Source organism: Streptomyces sp. NPDC046931, assembly GCF_040644655.1.
GTDB lineage: Bacteria > Actinomycetota > Actinomycetes > Streptomycetales > Streptomycetaceae > Streptomyces.
Genome location: NZ_JBEYWX010000004.1, coordinates 121,567 through 136,556 on the forward strand (window position 1 = coordinate 121,567; position 14,990 = coordinate 136,556).

Below are 14,990 nucleotides of genomic sequence, written 5' to 3' on the forward strand. Positions count from 1 at the left end.
CAGCCGAGGCGGCGGTCCAAGAAGTAGTCGGGGAAGTAAGCGCATACCGACCGATCAGTTTGGTGAAAAGCCCGCACAGGGCCGATCGCCGCGAGTAGCGTGCGTCGCCGCCCACCGCTCCCTGCGGTCCGCCGCCACAGGCCCGAGCCATGCAAGGAGAAACCGGATGTCCGATGCATTCCGGTCGCCGTACTCGTCCCCCGAACACGTTCCTCCGCACCACTCACCACCGTCGTATCCCACCTACCCCTGGCAGCCGCCGCCCGCCGAGCAGGTCCGGCGGCGGCCACCGAGCCACCCGCCACTCGGACACCACAGCGACCTGCGGGTGCTGCGCACCGCCTACCGCTGGCAGCGCCGCGTGGCCACGCTCACCGCGCTGGGCTACTTCACGCTGTTCCTGATCCTGTCCGCGTTCGCGCCGTCGTTCATGACCACCGAGGTCTCGGGCGGTCTGACCACGGGCCTGCTGCTGGGCCTGCTCCAGGTCCCCGTCGCCTGCCTGGCGATCGGCGTCTACGAGTACACCGCCCGCCACACCGTCGACCCGATCGCCGACCGCATCCGTAGGCAGGCCAGCCTGGACGCCAGGCAGGAGACCATGCGATGACCGCAACGAGCGCACTCGGCACGATGAGCACGGCGAGCGGGGCGAACCCGGCCGGCGGATTCACCGGGTTCAGCAATTCCTCGCAGGCCATGTCGCTGGTCGCGTTCACCACCGTCGCCACGATCACGCTCCTGCTGTGCGTGATGACCGGACCCGACCGCGACGACCTCGACGAGTTCTACACCGGCTACAACTCCCTGTCCCCGATGCGCAACGGCCTCGCCATCGCCGGGGACTACATCTCCGCCGCGACCGTGCTCGGCACCAGCGGGATCATCGCGCTCACCGGCTACGACGGCGTCGTCCTCGCGCTGAGCACGGCCCTGTCGCTGATGCTGCTGATGTTCCTGCTGGCCGAACCCCTGCGCAACGCGGGCCGGTTCACCATGGGCGACGTGCTGGCGCGCCGCATGCCGGGGCGGGCGGTGCGCACGGCCGCCTGCGGGGTGACCCTCGCCGCGCTGCTGCCGATGATGCTCGTCCAACTCGCCGGCACCGGCGACCTGCTGGCCTTCCTCCTCGGGTTCTCCGGCGACTCCGTGAAGACGGGCTGCATCATCGGGCTCGGCGCCCTGATGATCAGTTACGCGGCCATCGGCGGCATGAAGGGCACCGCCCTCATCCAGATCATGAAGATCGTGATGCTGCTCGGCACCGGCTTCGCCGTCGCCGCTCTGGTGCTGCGCCGCTTCGACTGGGACCCGGGCGCGCTGCTCGCGGCCGCCGCCGGCAACAGCGGGGTCGGCAGCGCCTTCCTGCACTCGGGCCTGGAGTTCGCGGGCGGACCGGCCCCCCGCCTCGACATGATCACCTCTGAGCTGACGGTGGTGCTCGGCGGCGCCTGCCTGCCGCACATCACCATGCGGATGTACACGGCGAACAGCGCCCGGCAGGTACGCCGCTCACTGTCCTGGGCGGTGCCCTCGGTGGCCCTGTTCGTACCGGTGATCACCGTGATCGGATTCGGCGCGACCGCTCTGATCGGGCGCGAGACCATCGCGGCGGCCGACCCTCAGGGCAACACCGCCTATCTGCTGGGCACCCGGGCCGCGTTCGGGGCGACCGTGTCCACCGCGGGGACGGTGCTGTTCACCGCGGTGGCCACGGCGGTCTTCCTGACCCTGCTGGCATCCGTCGCCGGGATGATCCTCGCCTGCGCCAACTCCCTGGCGCACGACGTGTTCGCGGCCCGCGTGCAGGAGATGCCGGCGCGCCGTGAGATGGCCCTGGCACGTCTGTCGGCGCTGGCGGTGGGCGTCACGGCGATACTGCTCGCCGCCCTCGTCCAGCACCGCAGCCTTCAGCCGCTGGTGACGCTCTCCTTCTGCATCGGCGCGTCGGCGATCGCACCGGCCCTGGTGTACGGCCTCTTCTGGCGCCGCTACACCCGGACCGGACTGCTGTGCACCCTGGTCGGCGGCACGCTGACGGTCCTCGTCCTGATGACCGGCACCAACCTGGTGTCCGGCTCGCCCTCGTCGGCCTTCCCCGAAGCCGACTTCAACTGGTTCCCGTTCACCACCACCGGCCTGGTCTCCATTCCCCTGGGCTTCGCCTACGGCTGGCTGGGCACGATCGCCTCCGGCCGCCGCCAGGCCGCCGAGCAGCGCCGGCAGTACGAGGCGGTGGAGGGGTGGATCCTGGCGGGGGCGGTCCGCAGAGATAGGTGATCACCGAGCGGGGGAGACGGCGCCCGCGGGGTCGGTCCTCGCGGGCCCTCATTGGCCCTCATTGGTCTTCATTGGTCTTCATTGGTCCTCATTGAGCCTCGTGGGGCCTTGATGGGGCCTGACGGGGCCTGACGGGCCTAATGGGGCCTGATAGGGCTGGTGGAGCCCGATAGGCCTGATGGGCGCCCTACTCCGCGGGAGCTCGGCCCGTCAGCATGGCGAGGCTGTTGCGCACATGGTCCATCTGGGCCTGGACGCAGTCCCACGCCTCGCCGTGCTCCCGCAAAACCCTTTCCGTCTCGCGCGCGATACGGTCCTCCCGCAGCCGCGCCTCGGCGACCAGCTCCGCGGCACGCGCCTGGGCGTCCCGCTGCACCCGCCGCGCCGACTCCCCGGCCTCGGCGAGCGCCCGCTCCGCCTCCGCCAAAGCGGCCTCCGCGTGCTCCACCCGTTCCGCCTCCCACGCCTCCAGCCGCGCCAGCCGTTCGGCCTCCGCGCGCTCCTCGCCCTCCCACAGTTCGGCCTGCTCCCGCTCCTGACCGACGAGCAGGGCCTCGGTGCGCTGCCGTACCTCCCGCAACGCGGCGAGCGCCTGCGCGCGCCCCTCCTTGACCTCGCGCCGCGCCGCGACCCGTACCTCGTCGGCCTCGGCACGGGCCGCCAGCAGCCGGGTACGGATCCGCTCCTCGGCCTCCCCGCGCACTTCGTCGGCGTACGCCTGCGCGGCCTCGCGCACCCGCCGCCCCTCCTCCTCCGCCTCCGCGACCAGCTGCGCCGCGTCCCGCCGGGCGCCCTCCCGCACGGCCTGGGCCTCCTCCTGCGCCAGGCCGAACACCCGACGGGCCCCGTCGCCGAGGGCCTCATAGGTCTGCGGGGGCAGTTGCGCCACCGTCTCGTGCAGCCGCGCCAGTGCGGCCTCCATGTCCTTGGCCAGCACGGTCAGTCGGGCGGCCCTCTCCCAGGCGCCGTCACGCTCCCGCGAGAGGGCCGCGGTATACGCGTCGGCCTGGTCGGGACGGTAGCCGCGCCGCACGGACACAAAGCCGTGCGGCGACCCCGATGCGCTGCTCATCGTGGAACCCCTCTCCACCTGACCCACACGAAGCGACGATTCGCGCACATCCTTATGGATCAGACGGAAGTGTTCATAACACGACACTCCGCGCATAAGCAATGGACAGGGATGAGTCAGGAGGTGCACGCGGGGTATCGCGCGCGCGGTCGCACCGGGGGCCCCACACGCCGTCGCACACCACGGCGCGCACACGGCACAACAACCGCTCGGCGCGCACCCGGACACACAAGCGGAAGCAGAAGCGGGCCCGGCAACGGACCGAAAGCGGCCCAGAAGCGGCCCGAAAACGGCCCGAAAACGGGAACGGAAAAGGGCCGGGCCCGGTCGCACGAAGGAGTACGGCGACCGGGCCCGGCCCTTGACGGAGCGTCAGCGGAGGATTGTCACAGCAGACCGTCCCACATCTGCTCGAGCAGCACCGACCACCAGCTGTCCGGCGAACCGAGCGCCGCCGGATCGAGGGAGGCCAGCTGCGCCTGGAAATCGACGGTCCAGCGGCCCGCCTGCTCCTGATTGAGCCCGTACCTCAGCCGCCACATCCGACCGAGCAGCGCCAGGCAGCGCACGAACTCGGGCAGCCCCGTGTTCACGTACTGCGGCGGTACGGAAACACCACCGGGCCCGGCCTCCACCGGCACCGCGACGATGTTCGCCGTCCCGTACTGCACACAGATCGCCTTGCCGAAGTCGCTGCCGAGGACGAGGTACGAGCCCGCGTCCGCGGCCGGCTGCAACCCGCGCTCCTGCGCCAGTTCGGCCAGCGTCGGCACCGGACGGCCCGGCTGGGCCTGCGCCCAGAAGAACGGACCCATGTCGACCGGCAGTCCCGCCATCATCAGAAGCTGCGCCACGATCGGCGGTACGCCCTGCCGGGAGACCGCGGCCTGCTCGAACCGGAAGATCCCCGGCCCGAAGGCGGCAGCCAGTTCCTGCGCGATGCCCTCCGGCGGGATCGGCGGCGCGGGCTGCAAGGGCGGCAGTGGCGCACGCACCGGACCCGGACGCGCCGGGCCGTCCGCCACCTGATGCAACTCACCCTGGTGCGCGAGCAGTTGCTGCATGCCCTGCCGGCGCGAGGCATGGTCGGTGCCGTACGGGGCGATGCTGGCGATCCGGGCCTGCGGCCAGTTCTCCCGGATCATCCGCGCGCAGTAGGCGCCCGGCAGCTCGCACGACTCCAGCTCCGTGTGCAGCTCGAGCACCTGGTCCGGCGGGACGTTCAGGGCGCGCAGCTCATGGAAGATCTGCCATTCCGGGTGCGGGGTGCCCGGCGCCGAACGCCGGATCAGCTGCTGCTCGGAACCGTCCTGCGCACGGTAGCGCAGCACGGCCTGATAGCCGGGGCCGACCGTCGGCACGCCCTGCGGATAACCGTACGACGGCTGCGGCCCGGGCACCGGCTCCGGGGCCCCGGGCGCCGCACCCGGACCCCCCGGCGGCGGGGACACCCCCGGACCTCCCACAGGGGGCCCGGCCAGCACGGTCTCGGCATGGTGCACGGCACCGGGGCCGACCGGGGCGCCGGGAGCCGCCGGGACCCCCGGGACCCCCGGGACCCCCGGGACCCCCGGGACCCCCGGGACCCCCGGGGCGCCCGGGGCGCCCGGGGCAGCCGGGATCCCGGATGCGGCCTTCACACCGAGAGCCGCAGGAGCACCCGGCACACCCGGAGCGTTGGGCGGGCCCGGAGGGTTGGGCGCGCCCGGGGTGCCCGGGGGCACACCCGGACCGACGGTCGGACCGGCCAGCATCGTGGCCGCGTGGTGCACATCACCCGGCGTGCCGGTCGACGGCTGCGGCGCACCCGGCAGCGGTGCACCCGGGGCCACCGCGGCGCCGGGGCCCTCCGGGCCGAGCTGCGAGACGAGCTGTGTGGGCACGTAGCCGCCCGCGGGAGCGCCCGGCGCCGACGGCTGCGGCGTGACACCCGGCCGCGCCCCCGGCGCGCCAGGAGCGCCCGGCGGAGGCGGCGCACCACCCGCGCGCGCGGCCCGCGGCGGCGCCGCCTTGCTGGTCGCCGCGTCGGCGATGTCCTCGGCGTTCGGCGCGAGCCGACGCCCGGGCGCGGGCGAACCGTCCGCAGCCTGGGGCACGTTCGGGATCTGCGGCACACCTGGAGCCTGCGGGCCACCGGGCGGCGGCGGTCCGGGAGGCGGAGGCGGCCCCTGCGGCACACCTGGAGCCTGCGGGCCACCGGGCGGCGGCCCCGGACGCGGAGGCGGCCCCTGCGGCACACCAGGCCGGGCCTGCGGCACAGGCCCACCCTGAGGCACACCCGGTACCCCCTGAGGCACACCAGGCACCCCCTGAGGCGCGCCCTGCAACGGGGTCTTCGCGTCCGGCGCGGACGCGGGCGGCGGCGTACCGTCGTCGGCGTCGCTCAGCGGGGGCGCGATCACGGTCGCCGGAAGCGGTACCGAACGGTCCTCGCCCCCGTCGGCGTTGGTGTCGGTCCCCGCCCACGGCGTCGCCCCCTCAGGCACGCCGGGTACCGCGTCCCGTATCTCGTCCTCGCCCCCGGCCGCGGGCCACGCCGTCGCGGGTGTCGCACCCGGGACCCCCGGGACTCCAGCCCCCGAGGACCCGGGAGCGGCGGCAGCGGCAGGCGCGGCCGGCGCGTTCGCGGCAGCGGCCGGAGACGACCCGGCGCCTGCCGGCGCCCCCGCGGGCGCACCGGACGGCGACGCGGACGGCGCCCCGCCACCCAGCGGCCGATCCGGGGCCCCCCTCCGGTCCGCCTCCTGCTGGAGCCACTCCGGCGGACTCAGCAGAAACGACGTCTGGTTCAGATCGCCCCGGGCGGCAGGCGCCGGCACCTGCCGCGCCGCCGTCTCCCTCGCTCCGTACTCCTCCTCGTAACGGCGGATCACCTCACCCACCGGCAGCCCCGGCCACAGCGTCGCCTCACCGCTGTCACGGGCGATGACGAGCCGCTGCTCGCCCCCGTCCGACCGCGGCCCCCCGGCCCGGTCCTCCGCCCACACCACGAACCCGAGCCCGAACTCCCGTACGCGCACCTCACGATGCAGGTACGACGGAACGTCCCCGTTGATCCACTCTTCCGCGCGCTCCTGCGCCTGCGCGAACGTCACCATGGCCCGAACTCACTCCCCTGCCCCGGACACCGACGACACCGGCATCACACGCGCGAACCCGCCGTCCACCATCAGATTCGCCACGGTCTCCAACTCCGGCGGATTGCCCGCGAGCCGCGCCAGGAACGCGTCGAAGTCGTCGCCACACGGAAGCAACAGCCGCTCCGCCCGCTCGGCCGGCGTCCACGACGCATCCACATCACGCGCGTCGTCGTACGCACAGAACCAGACCGAACCGATGCGGTCACCCTTCACCTTCACGGCCAGCAGACCGCCCTGCACAAAAGCGACGCCCAGATAGTCCTTCGTCAGATGGTCCCGCAGGCACTTGTTCACGTACACCAGGTCGTTGACCGCCGCCTCGTCCCGCACCGTGAAGAACGGCTGGTCGACCAGCAGCCCCAACCCCACGTCCAGCGCCGCGCCCACCGGCGCACAACCACCCGCGGCCTTCAGGAACGACCGGTAGGCACCCGGCAGCCGGTACCCCAGATCCTCCTCGACGCCCTGAACCTGCTGCTCCGTCACCGCGACCGAGGACTTCGGCAGCCCGAAGTGCGCCGGCCTCGTCTCCTGCAACGGCCGCGTCCCCCGCTTGTCCTGGTCGACACCCGTGGTCGCGATCCCGCCGTGGTGCCGAAGCAAAGCCTTCACCTCGACCGGGACCAGCTCCAGCCGACGCGACCCGCGGACGTGGTGCCATGTCCAGCCGTGCGGCGTCGCCACCGCCGGAACCGTGTCCCACAGCTCGTGCCCGGACGCCGCGAGCGCCGCGTTCGCCGACACATAGTCAGTCAGCCGCAACTCGTCCACGCCGAAACCCTCCGGCGGCTCCGCGATCTCCGCTGCCGCACGGGCGTAGAGCGAGAAGTCCGGGTAGCCGTACTCGTCCACGCGCACCCCGCCCGGATGACGAGCGGCCCGGACCGGGTCCGGAAAGTGCACGACCTGGCCCGCGTAGGCCGCATTGGGCGGCGCGGCCTGCCCTCCGGCCTGACGGCCGGGAGGTACCCCCAGCCCGAGCCGACCTGTCGTCATGACGGTTGCCCCCTGCGGCGTTCTGTCTGGCCTGTACGGCGGTGTCGTTGGCGGACATCGACAGCCTATGCGGTACGACGACACAGGTCATCGGGCCACCGGTGGCACCCCGGCCGACGGCCCGCCCGGTACCGTGACCAGCCGTCACACAGATGTGACGGTGAGCCGAAGCCCTGGCGTGTCGCGGCGCCCCAGCTTCCGCACCGGGCACGGCATTTGGCAGTCTGTGTCCCGCCCGGGGGATGTAAGGGAGGGGAAGACGACCCATGAACGCGACACAAACAGATACGTCGGACGACCCGCGCATCGGCTGGAGCACCACCGGGACGGCCCCCATCCCCACCCTCCGTCACCGCCGCGACGGCATACTCCCCACCGTCGCCGCCGCCCTCTCCGTCCGCGGCGCCACCCTCACCGGCACCGCCGCACGCGGCGACCAGCCACCCGCCCTGCACCCGCTCGTCCAGGACTTCCTCGACAGCCTCACCAGCGGCCAGCGCGACCGCTTCACCGGGCGGTGCGCCGAAGCGATCCTCATCTCCCGCCACATCACCGCCGCCGACGCCGCCCGCAGCAAACGCGCCTCCCGCAAGCCGATGACCAACGGCGAGGCCCGCAAGGCCCTCAAGCAGGCCAAACTCACCGCCCGCCGCATCCGCGAGGACGGCGACCCGCTGCACGGCAGCTTCGCCGCCCCCTGCCGTGCCTGCACCGCCCTCAGCAACCACTTCGGCGTACGCATCGTCGACCCCACGGCGCAGGGCTGACACTCCCCCCGGCCCCGAACCACCGCACACCTCGCCCCCCACACACCACACACCACGTACACACCGCACGACGGCGCACGCGCGCCGGTCCACGGCACTCGACGAACGAAGGGCAGATGCACACCGACCGCTCCTCAAGCACACGCTTCTCCGTCCCCGTGGACGCCGCACTGCGCGCCGCCGGCTGGCAACCCGGCCGCTGGAACATAAGACAGGCGGAAGTCTGGGCCGACGCCCTGCGCGAGCACACCTCCCCCGCGGGCCACCGGCACACCGTGTTCCCCGCGGCCGTCGAGGCATGGGCGGAATTCGGCGACCTCCGCATCACCGCACAGGGCCCCGGACGGCAGCTCTCTCCCGCCGCCCTCCACCTGGACCCCCTGCACGGCCTCCACATGGCCCGCACCCTCGGCGACCTCGGCCGCGCCCTCGACACCGACGTCTGCCCCCTCGGTGAGGAATCCGACAGCCGCGCCCTGCTCGCCATCGACACCGAAGGCCGCGTCTACGCCCTCGACCACACCGGCGACTGGTACCTGGGACCCGACATCGACCACGGCCTCACCACCCTGCTGACGGGCATCGAGCCGGTCCGCCTCACCGCCGGGTGACGGTGACGCCGAAGGCCCGCGCCGACCGGCACCCCCGCGGCCCGCATGCCCAACGGCACCCCCGCCGACCAGATGCCCACCGGCACCACCCGCACCGCGACCGGCCGTACGAGCCCCGCACCCCCGCTACGCCGCCTCCGCCGGAATCACCGCCGACACCCGGAAGCCACCCGCATCCGTAGGCCCCGACACAAACACCCCGCCCAGCGCACTGACCCGCTCCTTCATCCCCACCAGGCCATTGCCCCCACTGGGCAGCCGCGCCTCCCGAGCCGACCCCGGCTCCGGCGGCGGCTCGTTCTCCACCTGCATCGCGATCTCCGCCGCACGATGCGCGAGCCGCACATGCGTCTTCGCGCCCGCCGCATGCTTGTGCACGTTGGTCAGCGCCTCCTGTACCACCCGGTACGCGGTCTGCTCGACCTCACGCGCGTACGACCGCGCCTCGCCCTCGACCGACAGGTTCACGACCATCCCGGCCGCCGCCGACTGCCCGATCAGCTCCTCCAGCTCCGCCAGGCACGGCCCCTCGGAGGAGTCCTCGAAAACCCGCGACGCCGCCGCGGCCGCCGCCCCCACGGCCGCCAACGGCACCGTGGACCGGGCAGGCCGTCCCACGGCCCCATCCCCCGTCCGCAGCACTCCGAGCATCTCCCGCAACTCGGTCAGCGCCTGCCGCCCCATGTCCCCCACCAGCACGGCGTTCCTGACCGCCTTCTCGGGATCCTTCCGCGCCACCGCCTGGAGCGCGGCCGCGTGCACGACCATGAGGCTCACCCGGTGCGCCACCACGTCGTGCATCTCCCGGGCGATCCGGGTCCGCTCCTCGTTGCGCGCCCACTCGGCCCGCTCCTCCGCCCGCTCCGCGAGCAGCATCAGCTCCCGCTCCAGCGAGTCCGCCCGCTCCCGCAGGCTCTCCATCAGCCGCCGCCGGGCACCGATGTAGAGCCCCAGCAGGACCGGCGGGGCCGTCATGCCCAGCGCCGTCGTGACGGACAGGAAGGGGATGAACCCGCCGGCGATCGACAGATCCCCCCGAACCAGCCCCTGGTGGGCCCGCACGTACGTCACGATGAACATCCCGGCGAACGACATGCCCGCCAGGGCGGCGGTGATCCGCCGGGGCAGCTCCGAGGCGGCCAGGGTGTACAGCCCCACCACGCCCATCAGGAACCCCATCTGGGCGGGCGTGATCGCGATGGACACCAGTACGACGGCGACCGGCCACCGGCGCCTGAGCAGCAGGGTCACACCGGCGAACAGCCCGAACGCCATCCCCACGGGGACGGGCAGGCCGGCGTCCCGCGAGAACTGGATCCCCTCGACCGCGCACTCCACGGCGGACAGCGCGGCGAGCGAGATGTCGAGCACGGCACTGCGCCACCGCGCCCACCACCAGGGGCCTTCCCCGGCCCCTGTGCGGACTTCCCCCGTCCTGGTCATGGCTCCAGCCTACGGGCGCGGGGCGGGGGTTTTCCGGTGAGTTTCGGCTGCCGCGTCACACCACACCCCGTAATCGAACAGAAGCGAAACCGTCCGGAATCCCTCGAACTGCTGAATCGCACACCGTTCGACCCTGGAAGCCCGGATTCCGCCCCGAGGCTATGCCCATGGCACACGCACAGGGCAAGTACGCGGACTTCGAGAGCCTCAGGGAGCGGGCGGTGACACTGCGACGGGCCGGCTACAGCCTTCGCCAGATCCGCGACGAGCTGAAGATCTTCAACAACGACATCCTCAGCCGGCTGGTGAAGGGCGAGCCCCCACCGTCCTGGACGAGGCGCCCGAACGCCAAGGACGACCTCCGCGCGAGGGCACGGGAACTACGCCTCCAGGGCTGGACGTACGACCGGATCGAGGCGGAGCTGGGGTGCTCGAGGAGCTCGGTCTCGCTGTGGGTGCGGGATCTGCCGAGGCCCGAACCTCGCTATACCCCGGAGGAACAGCAAGCCCTCATGCGCGAGGGACTGGCGAGGCGCCGCGCCGCGGAGCACGATGACCGCAGGAAAACCAAGTTCGCGGCGTTCCGCGAGATCGCAGCGCTGACGGACCGCGAGCTGTTTCTGGCGGGAGTCGCGCTCTACTGGGCCGAAGGGTCGAAGAGCAAGCCTTACGACCGACGCGAGCGGGCGATCTTCGTCAACAGCGACCCGGGGGTGGTCCAGACCTACCTCGCGTGGCTCGACCTGCTCGAGGTGGACCGGGAGCGCCTGGGTTTCCGCGTACTCATCCACGAGTCCGCCGATGTGCAGGCCGCACAGCGCTACTGGGCCGACATCGCCGGCGTCGACGTGTCGGCCTTCGCGAAACCGACGCTCAAGAAGCACAACCCCAAGACGGTCCGCAAGAACACCGGGGACGACTACCACGGCTGCCTGGTCATCGCCGTGGCGAAGAGCGCTCATCTGTACAACCGCATCGAGGGCTGGTGGGAGGGAATCGTGGCCCACGCGCAGGCACGTCTCCGGTAAGGTCTGAGGCGCTGTCCCCCGTGGTGTAACTGGCAGCACACTGGTTTTTGGTACCAGCAGGACAAGGTTCGAATCCTTGCGGGGGAGCCACAGCACACAAGACCTCGCTCCGGGCCCTGACAGCACCGTCAGGGCCCGCTCTCATGTCCCCCCAGGAACACCCCGGTATCCTGCGGATGTCCACCCCACCCCATGAAGCCGAAGGGCATCCCCGTGAGCGCCATCCGCCCGGCCGCCGTCGTCGTTCTCGCAGCGGGTGAGGGCACCCGTATGAAGTCGGCCACACCCAAGGTCCTGCACGACATCTGCGGCCGTTCCCTCGTCGGTCATGTGCTCGCCGCCGCACGCGAATTGAAGCCCGAGAACCTCGTCGTCGTCGTGGGCCACGCCAGGGAGAAGGTCGGCGCCCATCTCGCCGAGATCGACCCGGGTGTCCGCACGGCCGTCCAGACCGAGCAGAACGGCACCGGCCACGCCGTCCGGATGGCCCTGGAGGAGCTGGGCGGGTCCGTCGACGGAACCGTGGTCGTCGTGTGTGGAGACACCCCGCTGCTCACCGGTGAAACGCTCCGCCGCCTGGCCGGCACGCACCAGGAGGACGGCAACGCCGTCACGGTGCTCACCGCGGAGGTGCCCGACGCCACCGGCTACGGCCGTATCGTCCGGGACGGCACCGGTGCCGTCACCGCGATCGTCGAGCACAAGGACGCCTCCGACGCCCAGCGCGCGATCCGTGAGATCAACTCCGGGGTCTTCGCCTTCGACGGGCAGCTTCTCGCCGAGTCCCTGAAGAAGGTCAGGACCGACAACAGCCAGGGTGAGGAGTACCTGACGGACGTGCTCGGCATACTGCGGTCGGCCGGGCACCGGGTCGGCGCGTCCGTGGCGGGCGACCACCGGGAGATCGCCGGCATCAACAACCGGGTGCAGCTGGCCGAGGCGCGCCGCATCCTCAACGACCGGCTGCTGACCGAGGCGATGCTGGCCGGGGTCACGATCGTCGACCCGGCGACCACGTGGGTCGATGTGACGGTCACCTTCGAGCAGGACGCGGTGGTGCAGCCGGGGACACAGCTGACCGGGGCCACGCATATCGGTGAGGGGGCCGAGGTCGGACCCAACTCGCGGCTGAAGGACACCCGGGTGGGCGCGGGGGCACGGGTGGACAACACCGTCTCCGACGGCGCGGTCGTGGGGCCCCAGGCGTCGGTGGGCCCGTACGCGTATCTGCGGCCCGGTACGCATCTGGGCGTGAGGTCCAAGGTCGGTACGTATGTGGAGACCAAGAACGCCTCCATCGGTGAGGGCACGAAGGTGCCGCATCTGTCGTACGTGGGCGACGCGACGATCGGTGAGTACACGAACATCGGTGCGGCGAGCGTGTTCGTGAACTATGACGGACAGGACAAACACCACACCACGGTGGGGTCGCACTGCCGTACCGGTTCGGACAACATGTTTGTGGCTCCTGTCACGGTCGGGGACGGTGCGTACACCGCCGCGGGGTCCGTGATCACGAAGGACGTGCCGCCCGGTTCGCTGGCCGTGGCCCGTGGTCAGCAGCGGAATATCGAGGGTTGGGTGGCTCGTAAGCGTCCGGGGAGCGCGGCGGCGAAGGCGGCCGAGGCGGCTTCCCGGGAGCCGGAGGGCGAAGACTGAGCGGAAACAGGTGCGTCTGACACGGCGTACCGTGATAAGTGCACACCCGCACCCCCACCAGCCGAGACGGCGGATCGCATCCCGCGGACGTGGGCTGCGAGGCCCCTTGGCGCCGAGCTGAGAACACCTCTGAGGAGACAGTGTCGTGACCGGGATCAAGACGACCGGCCAGAAGAAGTTGATGTTCTTCTCCGGCCGCGCCCACCCCGAGCTTGCCGAGGAGGTCGCCCACCAGCTGGATGTCGGGGTCGTCCCGACGAAGGCCTTCGACTTCGCGAACGGTGAGATCTACGTCCGCTACCAGGAGTCGGCGCGTGGCGCCGACTGCTTCCTGATCCAGAGCCACACGGCTCCGATCAACAAGTGGATCATGGAGCAGTTGATCATGATCGACGCGCTGAAGCGCGCGTCGGCCCGCTCCATCACGGTGATTGTGCCCTTCTACGGTTACGCGCGGCAGGACAAGAAGCACCGGGGACGTGAACCGATTTCGGCGCGTCTGATCGCGGACCTGATGAAGACGGCGGGTGCGGACCGCATCCTCACGGTGGATCTGCACACGGACCAGATCCAGGGCTTCTTCGACGGGCCGGTGGATCACCTGTTCGCGCTGCCGCTGCTGGCGGACTACGTGGGTCACAAGGTGGACCGCGAGAAGCTGACCGTGGTGTCGCCGGACGCGGGCCGGGTGCGGGTCGCGGACCGTTGGTGCGACCGTCTGGGTGCACCGCTGGCGATCGTGCACAAGCGGCGCGACAAGGACGTGGCGAACCAGGTGACGGTGCACGAGGTCGTCGGTGATGTGCGGGGCCGGATCTGTGTCCTGGTCGACGACATGATCGACACGGGTGGCACGATCTGTGCGGCTGCGGACGCGCTGTTCGCCCATGGTGCGGAGGACGTGATCGTGACGGCCACGCACGGTGTGCTGTCCGGTCCGGCGGCGGACCGTCTGAAGAACTCGAAGGTGAGTGAGTTCGTGTTCACGAACACGCTGCCGACGCCGGGTGAGCTGGAGCTGGACAAGATCACGGTGCTGTCGATCGCGCCGACGATCGCGAGGGCGGTGCGCGAGGTGTTCCAGGACGGCTCGGTGACGAGTCTGTTCGACGAGCAGTGATGCCGGACGGTGCACGAGCGGTGATGCCGCTCGGCCGGTGACGGTGTCCGGCCGGTGACGGTGTCCGGCTGATGATCCTTTTGGGTGCGGCCTCCCCTCCGAGTAGACTGCTCGAGTTGCTCGGCGAGGGAGGCCGTACTCATGCGTACGGCGGTCCGTAATCGACGCGCTCTTCGTAGCAGGCCGTTCGTGGCCGGGTGACCACGTTCGTTCGCTGATTTCTACGAGGAGTGAAGATGTCCGAGGTGAAGCTCGTCGCCCAGACGCGCACCGAGTTCGGTAAGGGTGCCGCGCGTCGTATCCGTCGTGAGAGCAAGGTTCCGGGTGTGCTCTACGGGCACGGTACGCAGCCGCTGCACCTGACGCTGCCGGGTCACGACCTGCTGCTGGCGCTGCGTACGCCGAACGTCCTGATCTCGCTGGACATCGACGGCAAGACCGAGCTGGCGATCCCGAAGGCCGTGCAGCGTGACCCGCTGAAGGGCTTCCTGGAGCACGTCGACCTGCTGCTGGTGAAGCGCGGCGAGAAGGTCACCGTCGAGATCCCGGTCCACACCGAGGGCGAGCTCGCCGCGGGTGGCAATCTGCTGGAGCACGTCCTGAACGCGCTGCCGGTCGAGGCCGAGGCCACGCACATCCCCGAGGCGCTCACCGTCTCGGTCGAGGGTCTGGCGGCCGGTGCCTCGGTCCACGCCAAGGACATCGCTCTGCCGAGCGGTGTGACGCTGGCCGTCGACGAGGACGCGGTCGTGCTGCAGGTCCTGGCCGCGCAGGCCGAGGAGGCGCCGGCGGGCGAGGAGGCCGAGGGCGAAGAGGCCGCCGAGGCCTGATCCTCACCGTCATCGTTTTGTCAGCCGCTGTTCCCGGGAGGGGC

At 71.4% G+C, this 14,990-nt stretch carries 12 protein-coding genes and 1 tRNA gene; 9 read left to right on the forward strand and 4 right to left on the reverse strand.

Annotated features, from left to right (window positions below; all coding sequences use genetic code 11):
- The first annotated feature begins 166 nt into the window (after positions 1-166).
- Complete coding sequence (locus ABZ876_RS10275; RefSeq protein WP_361777322.1) at positions 167-610, forward strand: DUF485 domain-containing protein; 444 nt, start codon at positions 167-169, stop codon at positions 608-610.
- A gap of 23 nt (positions 611-633) precedes the next feature.
- Positions 634-2,280: a cation acetate symporter gene (locus ABZ876_RS10280; protein WP_361778106.1), complete on the forward strand. Its 1,647-nt coding sequence runs from the start codon at positions 634-636 to the stop codon at positions 2,278-2,280.
- 187 nt (positions 2,281-2,467) lie between these two features.
- On the opposite strand, the gene ABZ876_RS10285 is transcribed toward ABZ876_RS10280, so the two are convergent.
- From ABZ876_RS10285 to ABZ876_RS10295, 3 genes are all read right to left on the reverse strand, one after another.
- Positions 2,468-3,352 (reverse strand): cellulose-binding protein, encoded by an 885-nt coding sequence (locus ABZ876_RS10285; protein WP_361777325.1) that lies wholly within the window; start codon positions 3,350-3,352, stop codon positions 2,468-2,470.
- Positions 3,353-3,738: 386 nt separating this feature from the next.
- On the reverse strand, positions 3,739-6,450 hold the full coding sequence (locus ABZ876_RS10290; RefSeq protein ID WP_361777328.1) for an SUKH-4 family immunity protein: 2,712 nt from the start codon (positions 6,448-6,450) through the stop codon (positions 3,739-3,741).
- A gap of 9 nt (positions 6,451-6,459) precedes the next feature.
- Positions 6,460-7,488 carry an SMI1/KNR4 family protein gene (locus ABZ876_RS10295; protein ID WP_361777331.1) on the reverse strand — a complete coding sequence of 343 codons (1,029 nt, stop codon included), beginning with the start codon at positions 7,486-7,488 and terminating at the stop codon, positions 6,460-6,462.
- Positions 7,489-7,754: 266 nt separating this feature from the next.
- Here ABZ876_RS10295 and ABZ876_RS10300 point away from each other — a divergent pair, with 266 nt between their 5' ends.
- Together ABZ876_RS10300 and ABZ876_RS10305 are read left to right on the forward strand one after the other, a co-directional pair.
- Positions 7,755-8,255, forward strand: coding sequence for a YwqJ-related putative deaminase (locus tag ABZ876_RS10300; protein WP_361777334.1), 501 nt, complete (start codon positions 7,755-7,757; stop codon positions 8,253-8,255).
- A gap of 116 nt (positions 8,256-8,371) precedes the next feature.
- A complete protein-coding gene (locus ABZ876_RS10305; RefSeq protein WP_361777337.1) occupies positions 8,372-8,866 on the forward strand; it encodes an SUKH-3 domain-containing protein in 495 nt (164 codons plus the stop codon).
- A 126-nt stretch (positions 8,867-8,992) separates the two neighbouring features.
- Here ABZ876_RS10305 and ABZ876_RS10310 read toward each other — a convergent pair whose 3' ends face one another.
- Entirely contained in the window at positions 8,993-10,309 is a 1,317-nt protein-coding gene (locus ABZ876_RS10310; protein ID WP_361777340.1) for a histidine kinase, read from the reverse strand.
- Between the two features lie 167 nt (positions 10,310-10,476).
- Between ABZ876_RS10310 and ABZ876_RS10315 the strand changes: the two genes are divergently transcribed.
- From ABZ876_RS10315 to ABZ876_RS10335, 5 genes are all read left to right on the forward strand, one after another.
- Positions 10,477-11,337: a hypothetical protein gene (locus tag ABZ876_RS10315; protein WP_361777343.1), complete on the forward strand. Its 861-nt coding sequence runs from the start codon at positions 10,477-10,479 to the stop codon at positions 11,335-11,337.
- Between the two features lie 14 nt (positions 11,338-11,351).
- Positions 11,352-11,427: transfer RNA gene (locus ABZ876_RS10320), tRNA-Gln, on the forward strand.
- A gap of 123 nt (positions 11,428-11,550) precedes the next feature.
- Positions 11,551-12,996 carry a bifunctional UDP-N-acetylglucosamine diphosphorylase/glucosamine-1-phosphate N-acetyltransferase GlmU gene (gene glmU / locus ABZ876_RS10325; protein ID WP_361777346.1) on the forward strand — a complete coding sequence of 482 codons (1,446 nt, stop codon included), beginning with the start codon at positions 11,551-11,553 and terminating at the stop codon, positions 12,994-12,996.
- Positions 12,997-13,141: 145 nt separating this feature from the next.
- Positions 13,142-14,116, forward strand: a complete 975-nt coding sequence (locus ABZ876_RS10330; protein ID WP_361777349.1) for a ribose-phosphate diphosphokinase — start codon at positions 13,142-13,144, stop codon at positions 14,114-14,116.
- A gap of 236 nt (positions 14,117-14,352) precedes the next feature.
- Positions 14,353-14,946: a 50S ribosomal protein L25/general stress protein Ctc gene (locus ABZ876_RS10335; RefSeq protein ID WP_361777352.1), complete on the forward strand. Its 594-nt coding sequence runs from the start codon at positions 14,353-14,355 to the stop codon at positions 14,944-14,946.
- The last annotated feature ends 44 nt before the right edge of the window (positions 14,947-14,990 follow it).